This is a genomic window from Avibacterium volantium, assembly GCF_900635775.1.
Lineage (GTDB): Bacteria > Pseudomonadota > Gammaproteobacteria > Enterobacterales > Pasteurellaceae > Avibacterium > Avibacterium volantium.
Window position 1 is genome coordinate 585648 of sequence record NZ_LR134167.1, and the last position, 11938, is coordinate 597585.

General features: G+C 43.2%; 12 protein-coding genes. 11 read left to right on the top strand and 1 reads right to left on the bottom strand.

The window, feature by feature from the left end; all coding sequences use genetic code 11:
- The first annotated feature begins 39 nt into the window (after window positions 1-39).
- From rpiA to paeA, 8 genes are all read left to right on the top strand, one after another.
- Window positions 40-699, top strand: coding sequence for a ribose-5-phosphate isomerase RpiA (gene rpiA / locus ELZ61_RS02870; protein WP_126371287.1), 660 nt, complete (start codon window positions 40-42; stop codon window positions 697-699).
- Window positions 700-720: 21 nt separating this feature from the next.
- A complete protein-coding gene (serA, locus tag ELZ61_RS02875; RefSeq protein WP_126371289.1) occupies window positions 721-1953 on the top strand; it encodes a phosphoglycerate dehydrogenase in 1233 nt (410 codons plus the stop codon).
- A 173-nt stretch (window positions 1954-2126) separates the two neighbouring features.
- Window positions 2127-3158 carry an endolytic transglycosylase MltG gene (gene mltG, locus ELZ61_RS02880; RefSeq protein WP_126373561.1) on the top strand — a complete coding sequence of 344 codons (1032 nt, stop codon included), beginning with the start codon at window positions 2127-2129 and terminating at the stop codon, window positions 3156-3158.
- Between the two features lies 1 nt (window position 3159).
- Window positions 3160-3789, top strand: a complete 630-nt coding sequence (gene tmk / locus ELZ61_RS02885; RefSeq protein WP_126371291.1) for a dTMP kinase — start codon at window positions 3160-3162, stop codon at window positions 3787-3789.
- Window positions 3790-3794: 5 nt separating this feature from the next.
- Entirely contained in the window at window positions 3795-4787 is a 993-nt protein-coding gene (locus tag ELZ61_RS02890; RefSeq protein WP_126371293.1) for a DNA polymerase III subunit delta', read from the top strand.
- Window positions 4788-4796: 9 nt separating this feature from the next.
- Complete coding sequence (locus ELZ61_RS02895) at window positions 4797-5579, top strand: TatD family hydrolase (RefSeq protein WP_126371296.1); 783 nt, start codon at window positions 4797-4799, stop codon at window positions 5577-5579.
- A 39-nt stretch (window positions 5580-5618) separates the two neighbouring features.
- Complete coding sequence (locus ELZ61_RS02900; protein ID WP_103854264.1) at window positions 5619-6146, top strand: DUF1523 family protein; 528 nt, start codon at window positions 5619-5621, stop codon at window positions 6144-6146.
- A 65-nt stretch (window positions 6147-6211) separates the two neighbouring features.
- Window positions 6212-7501: a polyamine export protein PaeA gene (gene paeA / locus ELZ61_RS02905; protein WP_126371298.1), complete on the top strand. Its 1290-nt coding sequence runs from the start codon at window positions 6212-6214 to the stop codon at window positions 7499-7501.
- A gap of 126 nt (window positions 7502-7627) precedes the next feature.
- Here the strand turns inward: paeA and rpmE are convergent, their stop codons facing one another.
- Complete coding sequence (rpmE, locus tag ELZ61_RS02910; protein ID WP_126371300.1) at window positions 7628-7840, bottom strand: 50S ribosomal protein L31; 213 nt, start codon at window positions 7838-7840, stop codon at window positions 7628-7630.
- A 200-nt stretch (window positions 7841-8040) separates the two neighbouring features.
- On the opposite strand from rpmE, the gene priA reads away from it, so the two are divergent.
- The 3 genes from priA to ELZ61_RS02925 all read left to right on the top strand — a co-directional run bounded on the left by priA (window position 8041) and on the right by ELZ61_RS02925 (window position 11917).
- Window positions 8041-10227, top strand: a complete 2187-nt coding sequence (gene priA / locus ELZ61_RS02915; protein WP_126371302.1) for a primosomal protein N' — start codon at window positions 8041-8043, stop codon at window positions 10225-10227.
- A gap of 142 nt (window positions 10228-10369) precedes the next feature.
- Window positions 10370-11176, top strand: coding sequence for a cell division protein FtsN (ftsN, locus tag ELZ61_RS02920; protein WP_126371304.1), 807 nt, complete (start codon window positions 10370-10372; stop codon window positions 11174-11176).
- Window positions 11177-11350: 174 nt separating this feature from the next.
- The gene (locus ELZ61_RS02925) at window positions 11351-11917 is read left to right on the top strand and encodes a TetR/AcrR family transcriptional regulator (RefSeq protein WP_126371306.1); all 567 of its coding nucleotides are present in this window, start codon (window positions 11351-11353) and stop codon (window positions 11915-11917) included.
- Window positions 11918-11938: the final 21 nt, after the last annotated feature.

An 11938-nucleotide genomic window follows, 5' to 3' on the forward strand; every position in this document is an offset into this window, starting at 1 on the left:
CAAATTTGAACACTGATTTTATCAATGAAGGGAAAGAATATGGATCAACTCGCAATGAAAAAGCAAGCTGCACAAGCGGCATTGCAATATGTTAAACCAGATACGATTGTGGGCGTGGGCAGTGGCTCAACGGTAAATTGTTTTATTGAAGCCCTTGGTGCAATGAAAGATGAAATTAAAGGGGCTGTGGCGGCCTCTAAAGCATCAGAAGAATTGTTGAGAAAACAAGGCATTGAAGTATTTAGTGCCAATGAAGTGTCAAGTTTGGATATTTATGTTGATGGCGCTGATGAAATCAACCCACAAAAAATGATGATCAAAGGGGGCGGTGCAGCATTAACGCGAGAAAAAATTGTTGCGGCACTGGCGAAAAAATTTATCTGCATTGTGGATCAAAGCAAACAAGTGGACGTGCTAGGCTCAACCTTTGCTTTGCCGGTGGAAGTGATCCCAATGGCGCGCTCGCAGGTGGGGCGTAAATTGGTCAGCCTTGGTGGCGCACCAGAATACCGTGAAGGTGTGGTAACCGATAACGGCAACGTGATTTTAGATGTCTATAATTTCCCAATTTTAAATCCAATCGAAATGGAAAAAACCTTAAATAACGTGGCAGGTGTGGTTACCAACGGAATTTTTGCCTTGCGTGGTGCGGATATTGTAATTGTCGGCACACCACAAGGTACAGAAATTATTGAATAATTTTTGATTATGGAGAGCAAAATGACAACCAAAGTTTCACTGGATAAGTCTAAAATTAAATTTGTACTGCTTGAGGGCGTACATAAAAATGCCGTTGATGTGCTAAATGCCGCAGGCTATACCAATATTGAATATCATAAAAAAGCCCTTGAGCCAGAAGAATTAAAAGAAGTGATCAAAGATGCGCATTTCTTAGGTATTCGTTCACGCACGCACTTAACTGCTGATGTATTGGAATGTGCCAACAAACTCATCGCCGTGGGCTGTTTTTGTATCGGCACAAACCAAGTGGATCTTGAAGCGGCGAAAATGCGTGGTATCCCCGTGTTCAATGCCCCATTTTCTAATACTCGCTCGGTGGCAGAGCTGGTATTAGGCGAAATTTTGCTCTTAATGCGTAATGTCCCGCAAGCTAACGCCGAAGTGCATCGTGGTTTATGGAACAAATCTGCATCAGGTTCTAACGAAGTGCGGGGGAAAAAATTAGGGATTGTTGGCTACGGACATATTGGCTCACAGCTCAGTATCATTGCGGAATCACTAGGTATGAATGTCTATTTTTATGATGTTGAAACCAAATTGCCATTGGGTAACGCGCAGCAAGTGGGTACCTTGGAAGAATTGCTCGCCAATAGCGATGTGATTTCTTTGCACGTGCCTGAAAATGCCTCTACGAAAAATTTAATGAATGCCGAGCGTATCGCCCAGCTTAAAGAGGGAAGCATTTTAATTAACGCCGCCCGTGGTATGGTGGTGGATATTGATGCCCTAGCACAAGCCCTAAAAGCGGGCAAATTGCGAGGGGCAGCGTTAGATGTGTTCCCTGTTGAACCCGCTTCTATCAATGAAGAATTTGTATCACCGTTACGCGGTTTAGATAACGTAATTCTCACCCCACATATTGGTGGCTCAACGGTGGAAGCCCAAGAAAATATCGGTACGGAAGTGGCAAGCAAATTTGTGAAATATTCCGACAACGGCTCAACACTTTCTGCTGTGAATTTCCCTGAAGTGTCCTTGCCTGGGCATAGCGGAACAAAACGCTTGTTGCACATTCACGAAAACCGCCCAGGTGTGTTAAACCAAATCAACCAAATTTTTGTCGGTGCAAATATCAACATCGCCGCCCAATACCTACAAACCGACCCGAAAATTGGTTATGTGGTTATTGACGTAGAAACCGATGACTGCTCACAACTCTTACAACAACTGCGCGAAATTAACGGCACAATTCGTGCAAGGGTTTTGTATTAATCATTTGCTAGGCTTTGAATTTTAAGCTTAACGAAAAAAGAAAAGTGCGGTGGAAATTTTATGAATTTTTCCACCGCACTTTGTTTTTACCCTATTCTTGTTTTTTCATAACATTCTGAAAATTTGCCTGTCTGTGATACACTTGCCCTCAATTTTTTGATGATGGATCGATGATGAAAAAATTTTTCCTTTTTCTTTTGTTTTTGTTGCTCTTGATTGGTGGGGCGGCGCTTTGGGGTTATCAGCACTTAACGCAATGGGTGCAGCACCCTGTGAATGTGCAGGCGGAGCAATTATTAACGGTGGAGCGTGGCACAACGGGGGCGAAATTAGCGAAGCTGTTGGAGCAAGAAAAGCTGGTTGATGATGCCACCTATTTGCCGTGGTTGTTAAAGCTCAAGCCCGAGTTAAATAAAATCAAGGCGGGGACCTATTCCCTTGAGGGTGTGAAGACGGTGGCGGATTTGTTGCAACGTTTAAACAGCGGTAAGGAAGTGCAACTGAATGTGCGTTTTTTAGAAGGGGATACCTTCAAAACCTGGCGTAAAACGCTGGCGAAAGCCCCTTATTTGCAACAAACTTTGGCGGATAAAACGGAAGAAGAAATTTATCAATTATTGGATTTGCCGGCGGATTTACCGCATAAAATTGAAGGCTGGTTATATCCTGATACTTATAGCTATACACCGAAATCGAGCGATCTGGCATTATTGAAACGAGCGGCAGAGCGTATGAAAGCCTTATTAGAAAAAACGTGGGCAGCGCGCGATGCCAATTTACCGCTAAAAAATGCCTATGAAATGCTGATTTTAGCTTCTATTGTTGAGCGTGAAACTGCATTGAATGATGAGCGCGGCAAAGTGGCGTCAGTGTTTATTAACCGCTTGAATAAAAAGATGAAATTGCAAACTGACCCAACCGTGATTTACGGAATGGGTGAGCGTTATAATGGTAATATTCGTCGTAAGGATTTGGAAGAAGCCACGCCATACAACACCTATGTGATTGACGGCTTGCCGCCTACGCCAATTGCAATGCCAACAGAAAGCGCCTTGCAGGCCGTGGCACACCCTGAGAAAACGGAATTTTTATATTTCGTGGCCGATGGCACGGGCGGACATAAATTCAGCAAAAACTTACAGCAACACAATCAAGCAGTGCAAGAATATCTGCGTTGGTATCGCCAACAAAAAAGTGGGAAATAATATGACTGGCAAATTTATTGTGATCGAAGGGCTAGAAGGGGCAGGCAAAACCACCGCGCGTGATGCTATTGTGGAAGTGCTAGCTCGCGAAGGCATTGACGATGTGGTGTTTACCCGTGAACCCGGTGGCACGCCGTTGGCGGAAAAATTACGCCATTTGATCAAATATGAAACGGAAGAACCCGTAACCGATAAAGCGGAACTGTTAATGCTTTATGCTGCGCGTATTCAGCTGGTGGAAAATGTGATTAAACCCGCCCTTGCTGCAGGCAAATGGGTGGTGGCCGATCGCCACGATTTATCTTCCCAAGCCTATCAAGGAGGCGGGCGACAAATTGATGCACAACTGTTGCAAAGCTTAAAGCAAACGGTGTTAGGGGATTTCTCGCCTGATCTCACGTTATACTTAGATCTCGATCCTGAAATCGGTTTGGCGCGTGCCAGAGGGCGTGGCGAGTTGGATCGTATTGAGCAGCAGGAAATCGCCTTTTTCCAACGTACGCGAGCGCGTTATTTGGCATTGGTGAAAGATGATCCGAAAGCAGTTATCATCAATGCGGAACAGCCCATTGAACAAGTGCGTGCCGATATTCAAAGTGCGGTGCAAAATTTCGTTAAAAATCATCAATAAAACTTATGTTACGTTATCCTTGGTTGCAACCTTATTACGACAAAATCATCAACGCCTTTGAACAGGGCTATGGTCATCACGCCTTGCTGTTTAAAACAGAGCAGGGCATTGGCGACGATGAGCTGGTGCGTGGCGTGGCGGAATGGTTAATGTGTCAATCGCCAAAGGGCAACCAACCTTGTGGCGCGTGCCATAGTTGTCAGCTGTTTAATGCAGGCAATCACCCTGATTTTTATCTGCTTGAACCGATTGAAAATAAGGATATTGGCATTGACCAAGTGCGAGAAGTGAATGAAAAAGTTGCGCAGCGTTCACAGCAGGGTGGCAATAAAGTTGTCATGATTAGACAAGTGGATCGCCTGACGGAATCTGCCGCGAATGCGTTGCTGAAAACCTTGGAAGAACCCACTGAGCAAACTTATTTCCTGCTTCAAGCAGATCTTTCTGCCAGTTTGTTAGCGACCATTTATAGCCGTAGCCAACCTTGGCTTATTCCAAATCCGCCTGAAGTGGAAGCTTTGACTTGGCTAGAGACACAGAATGTAGGAAAAATCGAAGAAATTCGCACCGCACTTGAGGTTTCGCACGGTCGCCCTCTTTCCGCGTTGGATATGTTACAGCAAGGATTATTGGAAAAACGCAAGCAGTTGTTACGCCAATTTTGGCAGTTTTATATGCGCCGTTCACCGCTGGAATTATTACCGCACTTTGAAAAAGAGATTTTATTTCAGCAGTTAGATTGGCTCAGTGCCTTTTTGCGTGATGCGTTGAAAATGAAGCTGAATGTGCCTGAGCAGTGGGTGCAGGCAGATTTTCTGCAAGCCATTGCTCGTTTTAATCAAAGGCAGAGCGCGCAAGGGTTGCTAAAAGCCAGCCAAATTATGCAACAAGTGCGGTCGGATTTATTACAAATTAATGGCGTGAATCAAGAAATTATCTTGCTTGATGGCTTAACACGCCTGATTACAGAGGTTTTTGAACCCGAACAAAATCATTAGGAAAGTAAAATGTTTATTGTAGATAGTCATTGTCATTTAGACGCATTAGATTATGAAAACTTACACCAAAATGTCGCCGATGTGGTGCAAAAAGCCAAGCAACGTGGCGTGCAGCATTTGCTTGCGGTGGGGGTAACCTTAAAACGTTTTGAGCAAATGTACGATACCTTAAAGCCGTTTTCTGAAATTTCGCTGGCTTGCGGTGTTCACCCGTTAGATTTAGATGATGAACCCTTTGACGCTGAGCGCCTGTTAAAATTGGCGCAAGACGATAAAGTTATCGCTATTGGGGAAATGGGCTTGGATTATTATTACAGTGTGGAAAATAAAGCTCAACAGCAATCGGTGTTTGCCGCCCAAATTGGCGTGGCGAATGCGTTAAACAAGCCGATTATTGTGCATACGCGCGCCGCAAGAGAAGATACCATTGCATTGTTGAAAGAAAATAATGCACAAAAGTGCGGTGGTGTTTTGCATTGTTTTACGGAAAATTGGGAAATGGCAAAACAAGCCCTTGATCTCGGGTTTTACATTTCCATTTCAGGCATTATTACCTTTAGAAATGCGGAAGAACTGCGTGAAGTGGTGCGTCAAGTGCCGTTAGATCGCCTGCTGGTGGAAACCGACAGCCCTTATCTTGCGCCTGTGCCTTATCGCGGCAAACAAAATCAACCAGCTTATACCCGCGAAGTATGCGATTATGTGGCAACCTTAAAAGGGCTTTCTAGCGAGGAATTTGCCCAAATCACCACACAAAATTTTGAGCGTTTGTTCAAAATTCAGGTACAATAAAGCATCACTAAAGAATTACTTTAGCAGGAGGAAGACACAATGCGCCGCTTTTTTAAATATTTTTTTATTTTGATCATCTTTTTATTCCACGGTTTTTTGTTTGCCCTAGTGAACTACGTTACCCCACATTATGACGTAACGCGCGTTACTGGGGTGGAAGTAAAACGTGTGGACAAAGATGGCCCAATCACGAAATCAAATCCAGCAGACGGCCCAACTCGTGATGTGTATTACATTTATACACAAAAACCGAATGAAGATAAGGTAATGGTGTATCGCAATGAAGATACACGCTGGGGCTTTCCGTTCTATTTCAAATTTGGTTCGGCAGATTTACAAGCCAAAGCGCAAAGTTTTGCGGTGGAACATAAATTGGTGCAAGTGAAATATTATGGTTGGCGTTTGGTGTTATTTGATGAGTTCCGTAATGCCACATCAATCAAAGAAGTGACCTTAGATGAAGGTGCATCTTACCCGATTTTGTCTTATGTGTTTTACTTCTTCTTGTTGATTACGCTGTTTTTCTCAATCCAATTCGTGCGCGGGTGGTTTGATAGCGAACGATAAGCATCAAAATAAGGTGAAAGTGGTGTATCTTGTGATGCACCATTTTTTGTCTAAGGATAATAAAAATGGGATTATTTGAAGCAATATTAAGTTTGGCTGCCTTAATTGGCATAAGTGCGGTGATTTCTTCCGCAGAAATTTCCCTCGCAGGGGCAAGAAAGTTGAAGCTACAAAGTCTTGAAAATGAAGGTGATGAGCGAGCAAGATTAGTGCTACAACTGCAAGCGCAACCGGGGCGATTTATCACCGTGGTGCAAATTGGCTTGAATATGGTGGCAATTTTAGGTGGGGTGATTGGCGAAAGTGCCATTAGTCCTGTACTGGAAAAATTACTTGCCCAATATAGCCACGCAGAATGGTTGCAAAGTGCCGCGTCTTGGTTGTCTTTTGCCATTGTAACCATTGCGTTTATTTTACTGGCGGATCTGATTCCTAAACGCCTTGCAATGACCAATCCAGAAGCCGTCGCATTGCGCACCGTACGCATTATGCTATTCTGCATTTTCTTATTTAAGCCTATCGTGTGGCTGTTTGACGCTATTGCCAACGGTGTATTTCGCTTATTTCGCATTTCTACCGTGCGAGAAGATAACCTGACCCCTGAAGATATTGTGGCGCTGATGGACGCAGGAGCTGAGGCGGGCGTGCTAAAAGCGCAAGAACATTATTTGATCGAAAATATTTTCGATATGCAAGAACGCACGGTGACTTCCACAATGACCACGCGTGAAAATATCGTTTTTTTAGACCGCACTTTTGATCGCGAAAAAGTGATAGCAACCATTAAATCTAACCCTCATTCTAAATTGCTGATTTGTGATAATGGACTAGATAAAATTTTAGGCTACATTGAGTCGCACAGCTTGCTCACCTTGTATTTGCAAGAACAGCAGGTTTCTCTCACAGATCAGCGTATTCTGCGTAAGCCCTTGTTTATCCCTGATACTTTATCCCTATTTGAAGTGCTGGAATTGTTTAAATCTGCGGGCGAAGATTTTGCCGTAATCGTCAATGAATATGCCTTAGTGGTGGGTATTGTTACCTTAAATGATGTGATGAGCATCGTAATGGGCGAATTGGTGTCGAGTGAAGAAGAGCAAATCGTCCGCCGTGACGAAAGTTCGTGGCTGATTGACGGCGCAACCCCTTTGGAAGATGTAATGCGAGCCTTAGAAATCGAAACCTTCCCTGATGCGGAAAACTACGAAACCATCGGCGGATTTATGATGTATATGCTACGCAAAATCCCGAAAAAAACCGATTTTGTGCTATACGACAAATATAAATTTGAAATTATCGACACCGAGAATTTTAAAATTGACCAACTGATGGTGTCTTTAAGAAAGGATATATAGGATTAAGGTGAGATAAGGCAGTGAGCTGAAAAGAACGTGATCGGTAGGCTGCCTGTGTTTGCTCAATCCATATTTTTACTCAACAAAAAAACCCTACTTGCGTAGGGTTTTTTGTCATCAACAATCTTATTTTGTGCTTGGAATGCTGAAGCGTTTGTTGAAGCGTTCAACACGACCACCAGTATCAACAACACGTTGTTTACCAGTGTAGAATGGGTGGCAGTTGCTGCACACATCTAAGTTCAAAGCTTTACCTAAAGTTGAACGCGTTTTGATTACATTACCGCAAGAACAAGTTGCCGTAATTTCTTTATATTCTGGGTGAATACCTTGTTGCATAGAAAACCTCAATTTGAAGCCACTCCGCTCTCTAAAACTGAATTTAGCACCGAGTGTGGTTAATATTACGCTTATAACACATCGCCATAAGCAGGATCTTTCATTTAAGCCCGCAGATTATACCGAAAAAAAAGGAATATTCAAGGGGCGAGATTATTCCGCTATAATAAGGGCAATTTTTGTTTGTTAAGGCTCGCATAATGAAACTTGTTCGAGTGGCGCTGGCTGTGCCGTTGTTCCAATTTTTTGATTATCTTCTGCCCGAAGGTTTAAACCCTGTGGTGGGCGGGCGCGTGGTTGTGCCATTTGGAACACAAAAACGAGTGGGGATCGTGGTGGATTTTCCTACGGAAAGTGAGATTGAACTACAACAGCTCAAAGGGATCTTGGGCGTGCTAGATGAGCAAAATTTATTTAACGAACCTGTGTGGCAGCTCATTCACTGGGCAGCGAATTATTATCAAGCGCCCTTGGGAGAAGCCTTATTCCAAGCCTTGCCAGTGAAATTGCGGCAGGGCGAAAGTGCGGTGCAAAATTCGCAAGTTTTTTTCCATATTACAGAATTAGGCGAGCAAGCCTTGCGTGAGAATTTGCTGAAACGCGCGAAGAAACAGCAAGAAGCCTTGCAATTATTGGCCGCACAGCCTGTGGAAAAAGGGCAGAATTCCTTTGCCGCGAGCATTTGGCAGAACCTGAAAGAAAAAGGCTATGTGGTAGAAAAAGAACAGCTAGCGGAAATTCGCCCTTGGCAAGATATTGAACAGCCGATTGTAAATGAGCAAAATAAACATCGCTTAAATAAAGAACAGGCGTTGGCGCTAGGGCAAATTTTATTTCATCAAGGCTTTGCTGCGTGGTTGATTGACGGCGTAACGGGTTCGGGCAAAACGGAAATCTATTTACAAAGCATTGAAGAAACCTTGAAAAAAGGGCGACAAGTGTTGGTGCTTGTGCCTGAGATTGGCTTAACCCCGCAAACCGTGCAACGCTTTAAAGCACGTTTTAATGTGGAAATTGATGTGCTACATTCTAATTTGAACGATACGCAACGCTTGCAGGCTTGGCAACGAGCAAAATCGGGACAAAGTGCGGTGGTTATTGGCACGAGATCGGCACTGTTTACCCAATTTGCCGATCTTGGTTTGATCGTGATTGATGAAGAACACGACAGTTCTTTCAAGCAGCAAGAGGGTTGGCGTTATCACGCGCGGGATCTCGCCGTGGTGTATGCCAAACAGTTGGATATTCCCATTTTATTAGGATCGGCAACGCCAAGCCTTGAGAGCTTGAATAACGTGAAATTGGGCAAATACCAGCACATTATTTTGCAAAAAAGAGCAGGAAATAGCACCGCACTTCAACAGTTTGTCATCGACCTGAAACATCAGCGTATGCAAAATGGCTTGTCAGATGCCCTTGCCAACAAAATGCAGGAACATTTACAGCAAGGCAATCAAGTGTTGCTATTTTTAAACCGCCGTGGTTTTGCGCCTGTGTTGTTTTGCCACGAATGCGGTTGGATTGCCGAATGTCAGCATTGCGAAAAGCCTTATACTTATCATCAACATCAACGCGTGTTGCGCTGCCATCATTGTAACTCACAAAAGCTCATTCCAATGCAATGTGGGCATTGTGGTTCAACCCATTTGATGACCACGGGACTTGGCACCGAACAGCTGGAAGAAACCCTAAAACAACGCTTCCCTGATTATGTGGTAACGCGTATTGACCGCGATAGTACCGCGCGCAAAGGCAAGCTAGAACAGCATTTGCAAGATATTCAGCAAGGCAAAAGCCAGATCTTAATCGGCACGCAAATGCTCGCAAAAGGCCATCATTTTCCTAATGTGACCTTAGTGGGCTTAATGAATGTGGATAATGCCTTGTTTTCTTTGGATTTTCGTGCAGAAGAACGGCTTGCTCAGCTTTATGTGCAAGTGTCAGGGCGCGCGGGGCGCGGTGAAAAACACGGGCAAGTGGTGCTGCAAACGCACTATCCCGATCACCCCTTATTACGCACTTTGTTAAAAGATGGCTACGGTGAATTTGCTCAGCAAGCCTTGCATTTACGCCAACAAATGGGGCTGCCGCCTTATAGCGCACAGGCCTTATTTCGCGCGCAGAGCCGACATAGCGAAGAAGCCGAGCAGTTTTTACAACATATTGCCGAACAGCTACAACAACAAAATGTTACAGGCTTGCAAATTTACGGCCCATTGCCAGCCCCATTTAGCAAAAAAGCAGGGTTTTACCGTTGGCAGTTATTGCTACAACATTCTTCCAAAGCAAAACTACAGCAAGTGTTAAGCCAATTTAAACCGCATATTCCGCAAAAGGCTCACCAAGTGCGGTGGATTTTAGATGTGGATCCGTTAGATTTAAGTTAAAACTTGCTAGCCATTACCCCTATTTTTCAGTAGAATTGCGGTTATTTTTTATTATGGTTGGGGATAATTGTTAAATTTCCCACTGATTGAGTAAATTTATCCTAAATTTTGACCGCACTTTTAATGGAAACAAGGTGTTATTGTGGCTAAACGTGATTATGTTTCTCGCCGATCTGGCGCAACAAATAAGAAAGCAAAGAAAGTAAATAAATCAGTAGTTTTAACGATTGTGGCATTAGTGATCGCACTATTTGCGGGTGGATTATATTTTCTTAAGCAAAAATCTAACGAAATTGCCCCTGTTGTGCCTACGCCAGAGAAAAAAGCGCCAAAAAGCGTCTTGCCAACGCCCCCTGAAGAAGTGTGGAGCTATATTAAAGCCTTGGAAACGCGCACTGTGCCTGTGGACGATAATCCAAAATCTTTGGAAAAAAATATGCGTTTAACAGAAGAGCAGAAAAAAGTGCTAATCGAAATGGAAAAAGAGCAAAAGGCTGCCGAAGCCGCGCGCTTAAAACAGGCTGAAGAACGCAAGAAAGCCGAAGAACAGGCAGCCAGAGAAGCCGCAAGAAAACCAGAGCCAGCCAAAGCTAGCGTGGTGGAAAGCAAGCCTATGGTGGTAGAAACAAAACCTGTCGTGAAAGTAAAAGAAGAAAGTAAAAAAGCGGAAACGGTGAAAAAAGAAGAAGCGCCGAAGAAAGTGGAAACTGCAGTCGCAAAAAATACCAACGGAGAGAAAAAATATGGCTTGCAATGTGGCGCATTTAAAAATCGTCATCAAGCAGAAAATATTCAAGCCAAACTTGTGTTAGCTGGGTTTAATGCGCGTGTAAATAGCAGTGCAGATTGGAATCGTGTGGTAATCGGTCCGGTGGGGGATCGCACAACAACGCAAAAGACGCTTGAAAAGGCGAAGTCAATCACCACTTGTGTGTTGATTGGAATGTAAAATTTGAAATACTAAATCTCATCAGCCACCTTTCAAAAGGTGGCTTTTTTTCGCTTATTTTTTGATTTATTTATTGCGTTAAAATAAAAAATCATTAAAATGAACGAACGTTCATTCAGTCCATTCTTTTTACTGTTTGTACTTTTTTCTCTCAATTTTTTTAAGGTTATTTTAATGCGTCAATCTGAAAATGAGATGACCGAGCAAATCTTTTTGGCCACAGAACGGCTGATGGCAGCAGGTGGATTGCACAATTTGTCGATGCACAAAATTGCCAAAGAAGCCAATATTTCTGCGGGAACAATTTATATTTACTTCAAAAGTAAAGAAGAATTGCTAAAGGAATTTGCTCGCAGGGTGTTCACCCTTTTTTCTAAGGAATTAGAAAAAAATTACGATGAAAACCAACCGCACTTTGAACAATATCGTCAAATGTGGTGGAACATTTGGCATCATTTACAAAACAATCCAATGATTGTGGTGAATATAAGCCAATATCAGTCCTTACCTGATTTTTATGAAATCTGTACGGAGCTGGAAACAGAAAGCCTTTGGTATGCCTTTTGTGAAAAGGCAAAGAAAGCTGGGGTGCTATGCGATTTATCGCATAAGATTTTGTTTTCATTAGGTTTAGAAAGTGCGATTAATCTGGCCTTAGATCAAGCCTTTTTCAAAACTGAAATGAAAGACGGTATGTTAGAAGAAGTGATCGCAAGAACTTGGCGCTCAATTCAAAAATAGTTTAGTGATTTTGTTTTATGG

Bases quoted from the DNA above. Each gene is read 5' to 3' on its own strand.
- rpmE (WP_126371300.1), bottom strand. From the start codon at position 7,840: ATGCAACAAGGTATTCACCCAGAATATAAAGAAATTACGGCAACTTGT.
- ELZ61_RS02900 (WP_103854264.1), top strand. From the start codon at position 5,619: ATGCGCCGCTTTTTTAAATATTTTTTTATTTTGATCATCTTTTTATTC.
- rpiA (WP_126371287.1), top strand. From the start codon at position 40: ATGGATCAACTCGCAATGAAAAAGCAAGCTGCACAAGCGGCATTGCAA.
- ELZ61_RS02895 (WP_126371296.1), top strand. From the start codon at position 4,797: ATGTTTATTGTAGATAGTCATTGTCATTTAGACGCATTAGATTATGAA.
- tmk (WP_126371291.1), top strand. From the start codon at position 3,160: ATGACTGGCAAATTTATTGTGATCGAAGGGCTAGAAGGGGCAGGCAAA.
- paeA (WP_126371298.1), top strand. From the start codon at position 6,212: ATGGGATTATTTGAAGCAATATTAAGTTTGGCTGCCTTAATTGGCATA.
- mltG (WP_126373561.1), top strand. From the start codon at position 2,127: ATGAAAAAATTTTTCCTTTTTCTTTTGTTTTTGTTGCTCTTGATTGGT.
- priA (WP_126371302.1), top strand. From the start codon at position 8,041: ATGAAACTTGTTCGAGTGGCGCTGGCTGTGCCGTTGTTCCAATTTTTT.
- serA (WP_126371289.1), top strand. From the start codon at position 721: ATGACAACCAAAGTTTCACTGGATAAGTCTAAAATTAAATTTGTACTG.
- ELZ61_RS02925 (WP_126371306.1), top strand. From the start codon at position 11,351: ATGCGTCAATCTGAAAATGAGATGACCGAGCAAATCTTTTTGGCCACA.
- ELZ61_RS02890 (WP_126371293.1), top strand. From the start codon at position 3,795: ATGTTACGTTATCCTTGGTTGCAACCTTATTACGACAAAATCATCAAC.